This window comes from Lactobacillus sp. ESL0225 (assembly GCF_003692905.1).
Classification (GTDB): domain Bacteria; phylum Bacillota; class Bacilli; order Lactobacillales; family Lactobacillaceae; genus Lactobacillus; species Lactobacillus bombicola.
In genome coordinates this window covers 375,426-390,528 of record NZ_REHK01000010.1, presented here as the reverse complement: position 1 = coordinate 390,528, position 15,103 = coordinate 375,426, and the positions used below count along the sequence as shown (strand labels likewise).

Genomic DNA, 15,103 nt, shown 5'->3' with positions numbered 1-15,103 from the left:
AATAAACCCCTCCGATAACTAAAGCAGAGTATATTTTACCATCTAATAAAAATGTTTTCCACAAGTGAATAAAAAGAATTCAGAATTAACAGGATGTGGATAAATATTTTATGAGAATACACAAAATTTGCTCAAATGAGTACTTGAAAAAGTTTATCAGCATATTCTTTTGTGCATAATTTTTATTATAATAACAGGGATTTAGCCGAATTTCGCAGCAAAATATCCACATGCTGTGCATAATTTTTTTAACAGGCTGGGAATTGTGCATAATCTTGTGCAAAGCATTGTGACTTGTCTATTGTGGATAAAATCACAGGTCTTTATGTTAACATACGAGGTCTGGTCGCGGCTGTTTAAAATGAGACATAAAATTTGCTATTGCAATTTTGTTATGGGCCGCATGCTGCGGTTTAATAAAGCAAAAAAGCAGCCCCCGCACTCGCGGGTACTGCTAAATGGGGCATTTATAGAACCAAAATTTACTCTTGCGCTCTGGTCAGCGAGGCTGCGTAGTCGCCAGACCGCTGCCATGGACATATTGTGGGTAACATGGCAGCGGTTTTGGATTAAGTCCAATACATGGCTTCGCTACTTCTCACCGACAGACATGGTGGCGCCAAGAATAATCGTTCACTTTATTTGCGAAATAGTGTATTTACAATAATCGCCAATAGGCTATTGAATTTTAAGGACATTACTAGCCTGAAATTGTTTGCTGATTTTTCTAGTAATTAATATCTAGAGCATAAAGCTGCCTGAAATTACAATAATTAGGGAGGAAGAGGTCGTCAAATTTTGCAATATTGAAAATCGTTTCTTTAAATAAGTGATTCAGTTGTAGTATCTAATTCTGTAATAGGGTTAGTGAATAAAGCAATATAACCTTTAATCATTAATAAATAATCTTGGCGATGAGGCAAATTCCCTTAGTGGGGCTTGCCGCTATAGTCCAGGAGTTTGATTAAGTCGGCGGCAGTAATCCGGTTGAGTCCCTTTTCCACCTTGGAGATAGTAAGAAGGGCTGCTTGCTGTTCCAGCCCATTCTTTTTGGGTTTTGCTTGCGTGCAGGCGATATTGTTTTAATAATTCACTCGTTGTCATTGTTAGAACCTCAAATCAGATACTTAGTCAATATTTTTACCACTATTATAAGCTTAATTAAGGACTGAGAACATACAATACCGCGTAAAAGCGAGTTATATGGAAGTGGCTATTAAGTGCCGTTTATTATCATGCAACGCTTCTAAGAAAGCAATTGACAGTATATTGTTGACTAAATATAATTAATGAAAATTATTGTTTATTAAGTGCGGAGGAATTGCAATGAATGAGCAAGATTATATTGAGCTGGGGCTAAAGGACGATGGTAATCTGAAGTTAATATTAAGAGGCAGTGTCGAACACAGTAGCAGGAATGCTGAGGGGAAAGTAGGTGTGGTTAGCGTAGTTTATGCGACTCATAATTGTCAAAAAGCCCGGCAGAAGTTTGCGGAACTAACTTCAGCTGCGAAAGACGATTACTACATGGTTTACAGCTGCCCGCTTGACACGGATTTGTCCACGCTGCAGCACTATCCTTCAATCCAAATCGGCAAGGACGACTTGCTATAATAAATATGTCTATGACTAGTTTTTCGAGCTTGCTTGAGCAATTATTTGTCTGCTCAGTGATTAACTTCATCTTTTTTTCGTTTTTACTTGGTTTTTTACTTTAATCATGGTATTCTAATTATTAAATTGTGCAGTTAGCATATTAAAAATGGAGGTGTAGTTTAATGACAACTAAAAGAACTTACCAACCTAAAAAGCGTCACCGTTCACGCGTTCACGGCTTTATGAAGCGGATGAGCACATCAAATGGCCGTAAGGTTTTGGCTAGACGCCGTGCAAAGGGTAGAAAAGTCTTATCTGCTTAAACCACTGAAATCCCAGTGGTTTTTTTAGTATCAAAGAGTGGAATGAAGCGTTTTGAGAAAGTCTTATCGAGTTAAAACTGAAAATGATTTTCAGCAAGTTTTTCAAGCTGGCAATTCAGTTGCAAATCGGGCCTTTGTTATTTATAAAATAAATAAGCCTGAAAATGCACATTTTCGGGTGGGCATTTCAGTAGGCAAAAAGGTCGGGCATACTGCTGTGGTTCGTAATCGGCTTAAGCGATATATTAGAGCTGTTCTGACTGAAAATAAAGCGGCGATTAACCCGCAGATTGATTTTTTAGTAATTGCTAGACCTTATGTGCGTAGTTTTAAAATGACCGATGTCAGAAAAAATTTGCTTCATGCCCTTTTTTTGGCCAATATTATCGAAGAAATACCTGATGAAATTGAGGAAGATTAGAGTGAAAGACATTTTAACCAAAAAGAATGTCAAGCGGTTGTTGACCTTGTTGGCTGTAATTACAATTGCTGTTGTTTTGACTGGTTGTGCTGCATCAAATGCTAAGCCTGCACCTGTTTCACATACTAGTGGTAATTGGTGGAATCGCTGGGTAATTTATTACATGTCGACATTTTTGCTTTGGCTTGCCAAGATAATGGGTAATGATTACGGCTGGGCAATTATTGTCTTTACGGTAATTGTCCGCGTAATTTTGTATCCCCTTAGTGCACTTTCAATTAAGAGCACGACTAAGATGCAGAGTATTCAGCCTGAAATTGAAGCTTTGCGTAAAAAATATCCAGGTAATGACACGGAGTCGCGTACATTACTTTCGCAAGAAACTAATAAGCTTTATAAAGAAGCTGGTATTAATCCCTATGCGGGATGTTTACCACTTCTGATTCAAATGCCAGTTATGCTTGCCTTATACGGAGCAATTGCTCAAACTCCACAGCTGTTGACAGGTCATTTTTTGTGGATGGACTTAGCCAAACCTGATCCATTTTTCATTATGCCAGTTCTATCAATGGTTCTGACGTTCTTGTCAACTTATATTAGTCAGTTATCAACACCGAAGGAATCACAGAATTTTTCAACCAAGATAATGACTTATGGGATGGCAATCATGGTTGGAGTAATGGGAATTTACTTCCAATCGGCAATTGTTTTATATTGGGTAATTTCTAATTTATTCCAAGTAGTTCAGACCTTCATTTTGCAAAATCCGATTAAGTATCGCCAAGAGCAAGAGGCTAAAAGGCAAGCAGAACGTGAACGTCAACGTCAGTTAAGAAAAACTTACAAACGATTAAAACGTAAAAAGTAAATATCAATCTAAAGTGATTTTTAGATAAAGTAGTCAAAGTGCTTTATATATCATGGTTATTCATGATTATAATGCGCTTTTTTGATTGAAAAAGGAGAAAATCATGGTAAAAACTTTAACTGAGTTTGATACAATAGCAGCAATTTCAACCCCAATTGGTGAAGGCGGAATTTCAATTGTACGAATGTCAGGCGAAGATGCAGTTAAAATTGCTAATACGGTTTTTAAAGGAGCTAATTTACTAAAAGTTCCTACCCATACTATTCATTATGGTCATATTATTGATCCAGCTTTAAAGCTAACAATTGATGAAGTTATGGTATCGGTAATGCTTGCACCTAAAACGTTTACGCGTGAGGATATTGTAGAAATTAACTGTCACGGCGGTATTATTGTTACTAATCGAATTTTACAGTTACTATTAAAGCAAGGTGCTCGTATGGCTGAAGCTGGCGAATTTACTAAACGGGCTTTTGTTAACGGCAGAATTGATTTAACTCAAGCTGAAAGTGTCATGGACATTGTTAGAGCCAAAACTGATCGGGCAAGACAGGTAGCTGAAAGGCAGCTTGAAGGTGGGTTACTTGCAAAAATCCGTGCTTTGCGGCAACAAATTTTGGATACTTTAGCTAATGTCGAAGTTAATATCGATTACCCCGAATATGATGCAGATACCATTACAGCTGAACAAATGATAAGTGTATCAAAGTCGGTAATTAGTAAAATTGACCATCTTTTGGCAACCGCTACGGAGGGAACAGTTTTGCGCAACGGATTGGCTACTGCAATTATTGGTCAGCCTAATGTTGGTAAATCGTCATTACTGAATTATTTAACTAAAAGTGATACCGCAATTGTAACTGATGTTGCTGGCACTACGAGGGATACACTAGAAGAATACGTGTCAGTCAAGGGGGTCCCGTTAAAGCTAATTGATACTGCTGGAATTCGTGATACCGATAATAAAGTAGAAAAAATCGGTGTTGAACGATCTAAGCAGGCATTAGCTAAGGCCGATTTAGTCTTATTGCTATTTGATGCAAGTAAAAACTTGTCAGCAGAAGATTATGCTTTAATTGAAGCTACAAACAAGAAGAAGCGAATTGTAATTTTAAATAAAACAGATTTAGAACAAAAAATAACATCTGCAGAAGTTAAAAAAATAACAGGTAGTGAAGTGGTTGCTATTTCAGTTTTGCAAGAAAAAAATATTGAATTATTAGAAGAAGAAATAAAAAAATTATTTTTTAAAGGAATTAAAAATTCAAATGACCAAGTAATGGTAACTAATCAACGGCAAGTGAGCTTACTTGAAAAAGCTAAAAAGCAGTTGCAAGAAGTAGTTGAGAGCTTAGAAAATGAAATTCCAGTTGATATTGCCCAAATAGATTTTAATGGAGCCTGGGATACCTTGGGTGAAATTACAGGCGACAGTAGTCCGGATGAGCTAGTCAATGAATTGTTCAGTCAATTTTGTTTAGGAAAATAGGTGCATCAAAATGATAAAAACATATGACACAAATGATTACGACGTAATCGTAGTTGGAGCAGGCCATGCTGGATGTGAAGCTGCTTTAGCTAGTGCTAAGATGGGACAAAAAACGCTATTATTGACGATTAGTCTTGATATGGTAGCTTTTATGCCGTGTAATCCTTCAGTTGGCGGTCCGGCTAAAGGAACTGTTGTACGTGAAATTGATGCTCTAGGTGGTCAAATGGGCAAGAGCATTGATGCTTCATATATTCAAATGAGAATGTTAAATACAGGTAAGGGTCCTGCTGTACAAGCTTTACGTGCTCAAGCTGATAAATGGCAGTATCATGAGCATATGAAGAATGTAATTGAAGCAACAAAAAATTTAACCTTGCGGCAAGCAACTGTCGATGAGTTAATTGTTGAAGATGGTGTTTGTTGCGGCTTGGTTACTAATACCGGAGCAAAATATCATGCTAAGAGCGTAGTTTTAACTACTGGTACTTCAGCCCGTGGTCGAATTTATATTGGTGAATTAAATTATTCATCTGGTCCGAACAATACAATTCCAGCCATTAAGTTATCAGAAAATTTGGAAAAATTAGGTTTTAAATTACGTCGTTTTAAAACAGGAACCCCGCCAAGGGTAAATAGTAATACAATCGATTACTCTAAGACTGAAGAGGAACCTGGTGATCAAGTTCCGCGTCATTTTTCGTTTGAGAGTCGGGATGAGGACTACCTTAAAGAACAAGTTTCCTGTTGGATGACCTACACAAATCAAACGACCCATCAAATTATTAACGAAAATTTGACTAGATCACCGATGTTTTCCGGACAAATTAAAGGGGTAGGACCACGTTATTGCCCTTCAATCGAAACTAAGGTAGTCCGTTTTGCTGATCGGTTACGTCATCAAATTTTCTTAGAACCTGAGGGTGAAAAGACCGAGGAAGTCTATGTGGGTGATTTTTCAACTTCAATGCCGGAAGAAATTCAATTAAAAATGTTGCATTCGGTTGCAGGTCTTGAACATGCTGAAATGATGCGCCCAGGTTATGCAATCGAATATGATGTAATTGATCCCTGGCAGCTTAAACATACTTTAGAAACGAAAAAAATAAAGAATTTGTATACCGCTGGTCAAATGAATGGAACATCTGGTTATGAAGAAGCAGCCGGTCAAGGATTGATTGCAGGAATTAATGCAGCTTTGCGGGCAGCAGGAAAAGGTGATTTTACTGTGGGGCGTGATGAAGCTTATATCGGCGTTTTAATTGATGATTTGGTTACTAAGGGAACGGAAGAACCGTATCGCTTGCTGACGTCAAGAGCTGAATATCGCTTGATTTTACGCCATGATAATGCTGATTTACGTTTAACAGAATATGGTCATCAATTAGGTTTGATTTCTAATGAGCGTTATGTGCAATTTTTGACTAAAAAAGAACACATTAAAGAGGCAATGCAACGATTAAAAGCTATAACTATTCATCCAGATGAACCTGTACGTGAATTTATGGAAAGTATTAGTGAACCCCCACTAAAAGCTGGTATTAAAGCTGATGTTTTTCTTAGACGGCCGCGTGTTAAAATTGAAGATATTGAGCGTTTAAGTGGTGTAAGCATCTCCAATGAACGTTATGTAAGAGAACAGCTAGAAATTAATATCAAATATGCTGGTTATATCAAGAAGGAGCAGCAACAGATTGAACGTCTGCATCGTCAAGAAGCTAAAAAAATCCCAGCGGGTATTGACTATCAAGCAATTGGGGGGCTGGCGACGGAAGCCAGACAAAAATTTGAAAAAATTCGCCCAGAAACAATTGCCCAGGCAGAAAGAATTTCCGGAGTTAACCCAGCAGATATTGCAATTTTGAGTGTATATGTTCAAAATGGACGCTATGCTAAATTTAATAAATAAATTTAGTAAAAACTTTAAAAAAGCCAAAAATATTTTTTTTGAAAATATTTGGCAATGAATGCGTTTAATTCAAGTGAATGATCAGATAATCACAAATAAAATTATTGCTCTAATCTGAAAGCTATAAAATAACTATCTAACTTTGTGAAAATAATATTTTAGAGTAGCGCTTACACCTTGACCTAATCATATAACTTCCATACTTGAAATTGTGAAATTATATGTTTTAATACAATATGTAAGTAAACATGTATTTAAGGAGATGCACTTAAAATGGCAAAAATTAATGGCGCAAATGCTATGCTCCAAGTATTATTGGACTGGCATATTGATCATATTTATGGTTTCCCAGGTGGTTCATTTGATTCAACAATGAATGCAATCCACGACTTCAAAGATAAATTAAAGTTTATTGAAGTGCGGCATGAAGAAGCAGGTGCTTTAGCGGCTGCAGCTGAGTATAAATTTACTGGTCAAGCTGGTGTATGTTTTGGTTCAGCAGGTCCTGGTGCTGTTCACTTAATGAACGGTTTATATGATGCTAAATACGACAAGGTACCTATGGTAGCAATCATTGCTAATGTGCCTACTAGTCGTCAAGATATCGATTTTTTCCAGGCTTTTGATGAGAAGCCTTGGTTTGATTCCGTAGCAGTTTGGAATCACCAAATTAAGACTGCCGAACAAATTCCAGGTATGATGGATGAAGCTCTTCGTCAAGCATATGCTAAGAAGGGTCCAGCTGTTTTAATTCTTCCAAAAGATTTTGGTTGGGACAAGATTAACGATAACTTCCGTGTAACCTACAATTCAATTTCAGCTATTCCTAACTATGCTGCTCCTAAGAAAGCAGATGTTGATGCAGCAGTTAAGCTTTTAGCTGAAGCTAAGAACCCTGTTGTTTACTATGGTATGGGTCTTAAAGGTCACGGTGATGTTTTGAAGGCTTTTGCTGAAAAATTTAAGACACCACTTCTTTCTTCGGTTATTGCTAAGGGAATTGTTGAAGATGAATTTCCAGCATACTTGGGTTCAATTGGTCGTGTTGCTCCTAAGGCTAGTGACGACATTCAAATGCATGCTGATTTGGTAATTTGGGTTGGTAACAACTCACCATTCTCTGTCTTCTTCTTTGATCCTAAAGCTAAGGTTATTCAAATCGATGTTGACTCAGAAAAATTAGGTAAGCGTCATGCGGTTGATGTTCCAATTTTAGCTGATGGTGCTAAGACTTTGCAAGCAATGATTGATGCCGGTGAGGCCCGTGAAGAATCACCAATTTACAAGGCTGGTCTTGCTGATCGTCAAAACTGGGATGAATGGCAACAAAGTTTTGTTGATTCAGATGAAATGCCAGTTCGCCGTGAACCAATCTTTGATGTTATCAACAAATATGCTGATGACAATGCACAATATGCAATTGATGTTGGTAACATCAACATTGACTTCCAACGTTTAATTAACTTGCATGGAGAACAAACTTGGGCAACTTCAGGTTTGTATGCAACTATGGGCTTTGGTTCTCCAGCTGCTATTGCTGCTGCGACTGTTCATCCAGAACGTGAAGTTTGGAACTTAGGTGGTGACGGCGGCTTCGCTATGATGAGTCAGGAATTATTGACAGAAGCGCGTTACAACATGCATATCATTAACGTTGTCTTCACTAACGAAACTTTAGGTTTTATTGAAGCTGAACAAGTTGATCAATCTCACCAACCTTTATCAGGTGTTATTATGCCAGACAATGATTGGGCCAAGGTTGCTGAAGGTATGAACGTTAAGGGTGTAACTGTTCGGACTAAGAAGGAATTCGAAGACGCAGTTAAGGAATTTAAGCAAATGGATGGACCAATGTTAATTGACGTTAAGTTCACTCATGATATGCCTTACTCAACTGAGTTAAATACGCTTGATGATCCAGAATTCGTTGAGAAGTACCAAGCCCAAGGTTTGAAACCATTTAGCTATTTTGCTGAAAAATATGGTTTAGTTACTGATACTGCTTCAGGTGCTTCAGAAGCTGAAGAAGAACCAGAACCAGAAGAAGAAACAGATACAACTTCAGGTGCTTCAACACATTAAGATAACTAATGTTAATAAAAAAAGCGGGACTTTTGAAAGTTTCGCTTTTTTGTCATCTTACAAGTATAATAATAGATAATGATTTTAACTTCGGGAGGATTAAAGATGCAACAATTCGGAATTATTGGTTTATCGGTTATGGGCAAAAACTTGGCTTTAAATGTTAGAAATAACGGCTTTTCCATTTCTGGTTTTAGTATTGACAAAAAAGAAGTCGATGCGCTGGCGAATTATAAAGATGAAAAATTAAAGCCTACTTATTCTTGGGAAGAGTTTGTAAGTTCACTAGAAAAGCCGCGTAAAATTTTGATTCAAATTGCCGCAGGAAAGCCAGTTGATGAAACATTAACTAAGCTTTTACCACTATTAGATAAGGGAGATATTTTATTAGACGGTGGTAATTCTAATTTTCATGATACCAATCGCCGGTTTCATGAGTTACAAGAACACGGCATTCATTTTATTGGTATGGGTGTTTCTGGTGGTGAAGAAGGCGCTCTAAAAGGGCCTGCTTTGATGCCAGGAGGAGATGAAGAAGCGTATAAGGAAGTTGCACCAATTTTAGAAGCAATTGCTGCCAAGAACTCTGATGGCCATCCTTGCGTAAGTTTTATCGGCCCTGAAGGTAGTGGTCACTATGTCAAGATGGTTCATAATGGTATTGAATATGGTATCATGCAAGAATTTTCCGAAGTTTACGATGTTTTGCGTAAGGTTGCAGGGAAATCTAATGCTGAAATGTCGCAAATTTTCGCTGATTGGAATCAAGGCTTGGTTCAAGCATACCTTAGCGAAATCACTGCTGAAGTTTTAAAGCAAAAAGATGACTTAACTCCTGATTATGTAATTGATCATATTTTGAATGTTGCCTCATATAAAGGTACAGGGAATTGGATGCTTGAAGATGGTGTGCACCTTGGTGCACCAATTAGTGTGGTTGCTGAAGCTGTTTTAGCCCGTTTCATGTCTAAGGCGACTACACGTGAAGGTAAGGAAATCCAATGGAACGGTGAAGTCCCAACCAATTTAATTGATAATCTTGCAAAAGCCTTGCAATTAAGTCAAGCAGTAGCATATGCTCAAGGTTTTCAACAATTAAAAATGGCAGCTGATGCTTATCACTGGGAGTTACATTATCCAGCGATTGCTCAATCATGGGAAGCAGGTTGTATTATTCGCTCTTCAATGTTGAAAGATATTGAAAAGGCCTTTGCTAACGGCAAGCAGCTGAATAATATGTTCCAGGATGCTTACTTTAATAAACTAATGGAACAGAATTTACCTGCTTTACGTCAGGTAATTGAATTGGCAACTAGAGCTGGGATACCAACTCCAACTTTAAGTGCCGCACTAAATTATTTAGAGTCAATCTTTAATCCGAGTTTACCCGCTAATTTAATTCAAGGGCAACGTGATTATTTTGGTGCCCATACATACTATCGTAACGACCGAGCTGGTGTGTACCATACTCAGTGGTTTGAAGAAAAGTAATATTTGTTTCACATGTAACAAAAAGCAGTTAGTCTAAAGGCTAGCTGCTTTTTTGTAGTTGATTAAAATAATTTATTAGTACAAATATGTATAGTTGAACTTAAAGCCTATTAAGTCAAAAAAAGATAAATAATTCCAAGTAAAATAAGACTAATTAAATAATCAATTAAGGCGGCAATACCTTTTTTATTGCAATGGTAATTAGTTCTAAAATTTTGCTGATTAAACCAATAATCTATGCTAAATGAAATTATTGCTACTATAAAAATAAAGCCTAAACCGACCATCATTTTGTGATAATTGGAACTAAAAATTAAATTTAAACTAGGAAATATGGCCAAAATTGTAAACGACAATGCAACTTTATAATTATTATAAAATTTACTCATTGATAGTTCCTCTTAGTTTTTTAACTATCATAACTTATTCTTTAATAATTATATCATAAAAAAGCCATGTTTTCATGGCTTTAATAAATTGATTTTACATGTTGGTTATCAAGAAAAAGATAATGAATACTATAAACAAGACATACATCATGGGTGAAACTTTTTTGGCTTGTTTAGCTGCAATCATCGTAATGGGATAAGCAATCATCCCTAAAGCTAAACCATTTGAAATACTGTAAGTAAGTGGCATTCCAACAACCGTTAGGAAAGCGGGGAAGGCAATTTCAAATTTATCCCAGTTTATTTTTTTAAGATTACCAGCCATTAATACGCCCACAATAATTAATGCAGGTGCTGTAACTGTAGTCGGAATAACAGCTAGTAAGGGGCTAAAAATCATGCTAATTAAAAATAAAATACCTACCAAGATAGCTGTTAAACCTGTACGTCCGCCCATAGCTATGCCAGCACTTGATTCAACAGAGGTTCCAAGGGGAGCAGTTCCTAGAACTGCTCCTTCAACCATTGCTAAAGAATCAGATAAAAAAGCTTTTCCAATTCGCGGAATTTTGCCACTTTGATCAACCATGCCAGCTTGTTCGGTCATACCAATCAAAGTTCCAGCAGTGTCAAAAAAAGTAACTAATAAAAAGGTTAGCACGACCATAAATAATTGCGGTGTATTAATATCCTTAAGGTGGAAAATAGCTTGACCAAAGGTTGGTGCAATACTTGGTGCAGCAGCAATAACTCCTTTAGGCATGGCTATTTGGCCAATTAATACACCAAAAATGGCAGTTACAACCATGCCAATAAAAATCGAACCAGGTATATTCATTGCCATCAAAATAACAGTTAGTACTAAGCCAAATAAAGTAATCCAAACGGCAGGCGAATTAAATTTACCCAGAGTTACTAAATTAGAATCGCTGTTAACAATTAATTTACCATTTTGTAAACCAATAAAGGAAATAAATAAGCCAATACCGGCTGATATTGCGTATTTTAAATCTTGTGGGATTGCATCTACAACTTTTTCTCGTAATTTTAAAACAGTAATTAAAATAAATAAAATTGAAGCAACTAAAACTGCAGCTAACGCGGTTTGCCAATTAATATTCATACCGCCACAGACGTTATAAGCAAAAAATGCTGCACTACCTAGTGTTGGCGCAAGGGCAATTGGATAATTAGCTACGAATCCCATAATAAAGCAGCCAATAGCAATTGATAGAGCAGTGACGGTAAAGGCAGCGCCTTTATCAATTCCAGCTGCATGTAAAATATTAGGGTTAACAAAAAGGATGTAGGAGAGACTGACAAAGGTGGTTAATGCGGCAATCAACTCACGTTTGACAGTGGTATGAGCATCGGTTAAATGAAAGACTTTTTCTAGTGTCGTCATTTTTTCCTCCAAAAAAATAAATAATAAGATTAATAAGTTTAGTGTAGCATATTTAGGTAAAATATTTCCTTGGAAATAAAAAAACAAATCAAATAAGATTTGTTTTAGACTAATATATTATTAATTTTTGTTAGTTAGAAGTTCAAAACCCACAAAAAGATGATGAAGACAAGGAATAAAATCCACATCATAGGGGTTACTTCTTTAGCACGCTTAGCAGCTAACATACATATTGGATAAGTTATCAAACCTAAAGCAAGGCCATCGGAAATAGAGTATGTTAGGGGCATCCCAACTAAAATCAAGAAGGCGGGTACGGCAATTTCCATTTTGTCCCAATGGATATGTGCGGTATTTTGTGCCATTAACACGCCCACAATAATTAAGGCCGGCGCTGTTACATGAGTTGTAAATAAACCAAGCAAAGGGCTAAAAATCATTGAAATCAAGAAAAAAATTGCCACAAAAACTGCGGTTAATCCTGTACGACCACCTACAGCAATTCCAGCGCTTGATTCTACAAATGCTCCAACTGGTGAGGTTCCTAAGACAGATCCCACCATCATAGCAGTAGAATCTGATGCTAAAGCTTTACCAACCCGTGGCATCTTATTATCTTTCATGAAGCCAGCTTGCTGAGCAAGCCCAATTAGTGTACCTGCAGTATCGAAAAAGGTAACCAATAAGAAAGTTAAAACTACTACCCACATTTGTAAAGAATTGATATCTTTAACATGAAAAACAGCTTGACCAAAAGTAGGGGCAATACTTGGAGCTAAAGAGATAACTTGGTGAGGTAAAGCAATTTGTCCCGTTAATACACCAAAAACGGCTGCCAGAATCATGCCAATGAAAATAGCTCCGGGGATATTTAAGATCATTAAAACAATAGTGACCAGCAAGCCAAAAATAGTAATCCAAACGGCAGGATCATGTAAAGAGCCTAGACCAACCAAGGTTGATTTGTTACCAACGATTAAGCCCCCGTCTTGCATACCTAAAAAAGCGATAAATAGACCAATACCTGCAGAAATAGCAAATTTTAAATCGGCTGGGATTGCATTAATAATTTTTTCCCGTAATTTAAACATTGTAATCAAGATAAAAATGATTGAAGCCACAAAAACGGCTGCTAATGCAGTTTCCCAAGAAACATGCATGCCGACACAAACAGTGTAGGCAAAGAAGGCATTAATCCCTAAGGCTGGGGCTTCACCAATCGGATAATTGGCAATAATTCCCATTAATGCAGTTCCCAAAGCACTAGCTAAAGCAGTAGCGGTAAAAACTGCCCCCTTATCCATACCACTAGCTCCTAGAACGCTGGGATTAACAAATAGAATATATGACATACTAATAAAAGTAGTCAGTCCAGCCAGAAATTCGATTTTGATACTAGTTTTATATTTATCGAGTTGAAAATAACTCTTTATAAAATCCATTTGACATCTCCTGATAAAATGTTCGTTTTTGTATAAATTTTAACAACTTATTTAGTTTATCACTGATGAAAATAATTGCAAACACGAATTATTTCAGGATAATTTTAATTACAAATATGATTTTATTAACAATCAGTTAGATTTCTTAGGTAAGGATGAGCTACTTTTTAGTTACTTTAAGTAAATTTTTGGGTAAGAGGAGAATGAATTCGATTTTTGAACCACTTATAATCAATTCGAGCAATAGTTTGTTCTTTAGCTAATTTGATTAAAGCACGGTTGATTTTTTGACGTAAGATAATATCACTTTTTCTCAAGCCAACAGCAAATTCTTCTTTAGGAAAGGGACTTTGAATTTCAAAAAAACGGTCTGGTTCTTTTTGGTGTGAAATATAATAGTTAGCATAAGTGCTATCAAGTAGTAAACCCTGTATTCTTTGTGAATTTAGATCAATAAAAGCGTTGGTAAAAGAATCATAGAGTATTGGATAGTGGTTTTTAATTTGCTTTTTATATATATTAGGGTAATTTATAACGTCGTTATAACCAGATGACCCGGTTTGTACACCTAATGCTTTGTTTTTCAATGAAGCGGGGTGAACAAGCTTATTTGTTTTTAATGACACTAAGACTTGGGTGCTATTTAGGTAGGTTTGACTAAATGCTACTTTATTTGCTCTACTAGGGGTTTTGCTAAAGCCATTCCAGATCAAATCAATAGTCCCGTTTCGTAATTCGGTTGTATTCATTGACCAGTCAATAGTTTGAAAGCTCACCTTTAGACCATATAATTTAAAAACAGCAGTTGCTAGGTCAATGTCATAACCAACCAACTTACCATTTTTTTGCCGAAAACTCATTGGCACAAATGTGTCATCAACACCAATAATTACATAGCCTCTTTTCTTAATTCTTGTCCAATTGTCTATTGAATTAGCATTTTGTCCGACTGAGACATTGCTGCAGGCTACTAGAAAGAAAGACGTAGATAATATCATTATTGTAGTCACAATACGTTTAATTTTCACTTAATTTACCTTCTTAGTTAGCTAAAGTATTAACGGTAAAGATGCGATCAGCTATCTGTTTAGCAAATTCCATATCATGCGTAACGACAATTTGTGTCATGCCAGTATTATTTTTAAGTTGCAAAATAATTTTGGCAACTTTATTACGTAAAGCTGGATCTAGGGCAGAAGTAGGCTCATCGTAACATAGAATTTGTGGCTTCATTGCTAATGCACGAGCAATAGCAACTCTTTGCTTTTGTCCGCCTGAAAGTTGATAAGGATAAAGTCGTTCTTTACCGGTTAAGTCAAGTTCTAGTAATAGTTTTTGCACTGCTATTTGTAATTCTTGCGTAGTATTTTTAAGTACTAAGCGAGGCGCTAAGGTAATATTATCTATTACATTTAGGTTGGGAAACAATTCATAATTTTGAAAAACAGCCCCCATAATTTGTTTGTTTTTGTTTTGCTCGATAGGATTAAATTCTCGTTGATTCCAATAAAAATGACCAGCATCAATTTTTTCTAAGCCAGTTAGACAACGTAGCAGGGTCGTCTTACCAGCACCAGAGCTACCTACAATTGCTAAAATTTGTTGGTCTAAAATAGTTAGATTAAGGTTATTTAAAATAATTTTTGAACCAAATTTTTTGGTGATATTTTTTAATTCAAGCATAGTTG

Annotated in this window: 13 protein-coding genes; 8 read left to right on the top strand and 5 right to left on the bottom strand. The window is 36.4% G+C overall.

Annotation, left to right across the window (positions count from 1 at the left end):
- Positions 1-1,326 precede the first annotated feature (1,326 nt).
- The 8 genes from F5ESL0225_RS07860 (at position 1,327) to gndA (ending at position 10,179) form a co-directional block, all read left to right on the top strand.
- Positions 1,327-1,614, top strand: a complete 288-nt coding sequence (locus F5ESL0225_RS07860) for a hypothetical protein (RefSeq protein WP_122048210.1) — start codon at positions 1,327-1,329, stop codon at positions 1,612-1,614.
- A gap of 164 nt (positions 1,615-1,778) precedes the next feature.
- Positions 1,779-1,919 (top strand): 50S ribosomal protein L34, encoded by a 141-nt coding sequence (rpmH, locus tag F5ESL0225_RS07855; RefSeq protein WP_003549412.1) that lies wholly within the window; start codon positions 1,779-1,781, stop codon positions 1,917-1,919.
- A gap of 52 nt (positions 1,920-1,971) precedes the next feature.
- Positions 1,972-2,340 carry a ribonuclease P protein component gene (gene rnpA, locus F5ESL0225_RS07850; RefSeq protein WP_118895864.1) on the top strand — a complete coding sequence of 123 codons (369 nt, stop codon included), beginning with the start codon at positions 1,972-1,974 and terminating at the stop codon, positions 2,338-2,340.
- A gap of 1 nt (position 2,341) precedes the next feature.
- Complete coding sequence (locus F5ESL0225_RS07845; protein WP_122025069.1) at positions 2,342-3,208, top strand: membrane protein insertase YidC; 867 nt, start codon at positions 2,342-2,344, stop codon at positions 3,206-3,208.
- A 103-nt stretch (positions 3,209-3,311) separates the two neighbouring features.
- The gene (gene mnmE, locus F5ESL0225_RS07840; protein ID WP_122025068.1) at positions 3,312-4,697 is read left to right on the top strand and encodes a tRNA uridine-5-carboxymethylaminomethyl(34) synthesis GTPase MnmE; all 1,386 of its coding nucleotides are present in this window, start codon (positions 3,312-3,314) and stop codon (positions 4,695-4,697) included.
- A 10-nt stretch (positions 4,698-4,707) separates the two neighbouring features.
- Positions 4,708-6,606: a tRNA uridine-5-carboxymethylaminomethyl(34) synthesis enzyme MnmG gene (gene mnmG / locus F5ESL0225_RS07835; protein WP_122022383.1), complete on the top strand. Its 1,899-nt coding sequence runs from the start codon at positions 4,708-4,710 to the stop codon at positions 6,604-6,606.
- 273 nt (positions 6,607-6,879) lie between these two features.
- The gene (spxB, locus tag F5ESL0225_RS07830) at positions 6,880-8,688 is read left to right on the top strand and encodes a pyruvate oxidase (protein ID WP_122048209.1); all 1,809 of its coding nucleotides are present in this window, start codon (positions 6,880-6,882) and stop codon (positions 8,686-8,688) included.
- Positions 8,689-8,793: 105 nt separating this feature from the next.
- Positions 8,794-10,179 carry an NADP-dependent phosphogluconate dehydrogenase gene (gene gndA, locus F5ESL0225_RS07825; protein WP_122048208.1) on the top strand — a complete coding sequence of 462 codons (1,386 nt, stop codon included), beginning with the start codon at positions 8,794-8,796 and terminating at the stop codon, positions 10,177-10,179.
- A 110-nt stretch (positions 10,180-10,289) separates the two neighbouring features.
- Here the strand turns inward: gndA and F5ESL0225_RS07820 are convergent, their stop codons facing one another.
- The 5 genes from F5ESL0225_RS07820 to F5ESL0225_RS07800 all read right to left on the bottom strand — a co-directional run bounded on the left by F5ESL0225_RS07820 (position 10,290) and on the right by F5ESL0225_RS07800 (position 15,098).
- The gene (locus F5ESL0225_RS07820) at positions 10,290-10,568 is read right to left on the bottom strand and encodes a hypothetical protein (protein WP_122025065.1); all 279 of its coding nucleotides are present in this window, start codon (positions 10,566-10,568) and stop codon (positions 10,290-10,292) included.
- Between the two features lie 94 nt (positions 10,569-10,662).
- Complete coding sequence (locus F5ESL0225_RS07815) at positions 10,663-11,973, bottom strand: NCS2 family permease (RefSeq protein ID WP_122022379.1); 1,311 nt, start codon at positions 11,971-11,973, stop codon at positions 10,663-10,665.
- 134 nt (positions 11,974-12,107) lie between these two features.
- Positions 12,108-13,415 carry an NCS2 family permease gene (locus F5ESL0225_RS07810; RefSeq protein WP_122022378.1) on the bottom strand — a complete coding sequence of 436 codons (1,308 nt, stop codon included), beginning with the start codon at positions 13,413-13,415 and terminating at the stop codon, positions 12,108-12,110.
- A 176-nt stretch (positions 13,416-13,591) separates the two neighbouring features.
- Positions 13,592-14,413, bottom strand: a complete 822-nt coding sequence (locus tag F5ESL0225_RS07805; protein WP_122048217.1) for an amino acid ABC transporter substrate-binding protein — start codon at positions 14,411-14,413, stop codon at positions 13,592-13,594.
- 43 nt (positions 14,414-14,456) lie between these two features.
- Positions 14,457-15,098, bottom strand: coding sequence for an amino acid ABC transporter ATP-binding protein (locus F5ESL0225_RS07800; protein ID WP_122022377.1), 642 nt, complete (start codon positions 15,096-15,098; stop codon positions 14,457-14,459).
- Positions 15,099-15,103: the final 5 nt, after the last annotated feature.

Excerpts from the sequence above, each read along its gene's own strand:
- F5ESL0225_RS07860 (WP_122048210.1), top strand. The coding sequence starts at position 1,327 with ATGAATGAGCAAGATTATATTGAGCTGGGGCTAAAGGACGATGGTAAT.
- rpmH (WP_003549412.1), top strand. The coding sequence starts at position 1,779 with ATGACAACTAAAAGAACTTACCAACCTAAAAAGCGTCACCGTTCACGC.
- mnmE (WP_122025068.1), top strand. The coding sequence starts at position 3,312 with ATGGTAAAAACTTTAACTGAGTTTGATACAATAGCAGCAATTTCAACC.
- mnmG (WP_122022383.1), top strand. The coding sequence starts at position 4,708 with ATGATAAAAACATATGACACAAATGATTACGACGTAATCGTAGTTGGA.
- spxB (WP_122048209.1), top strand. The coding sequence starts at position 6,880 with ATGGCAAAAATTAATGGCGCAAATGCTATGCTCCAAGTATTATTGGAC.
- gndA (WP_122048208.1), top strand. The coding sequence starts at position 8,794 with ATGCAACAATTCGGAATTATTGGTTTATCGGTTATGGGCAAAAACTTG.
- F5ESL0225_RS07820 (WP_122025065.1), bottom strand. The coding sequence starts at position 10,568 with ATGAGTAAATTTTATAATAATTATAAAGTTGCATTGTCGTTTACAATT.
- F5ESL0225_RS07815 (WP_122022379.1), bottom strand. The coding sequence starts at position 11,973 with ATGACGACACTAGAAAAAGTCTTTCATTTAACCGATGCTCATACCACT.
- F5ESL0225_RS07810 (WP_122022378.1), bottom strand. The coding sequence starts at position 13,415 with ATGGATTTTATAAAGAGTTATTTTCAACTCGATAAATATAAAACTAGT.
- F5ESL0225_RS07805 (WP_122048217.1), bottom strand. The coding sequence starts at position 14,413 with ATGATATTATCTACGTCTTTCTTTCTAGTAGCCTGCAGCAATGTCTCA.
- F5ESL0225_RS07800 (WP_122022377.1), bottom strand. The coding sequence starts at position 15,098 with ATGCTTGAATTAAAAAATATCACCAAAAAATTTGGTTCAAAAATTATT.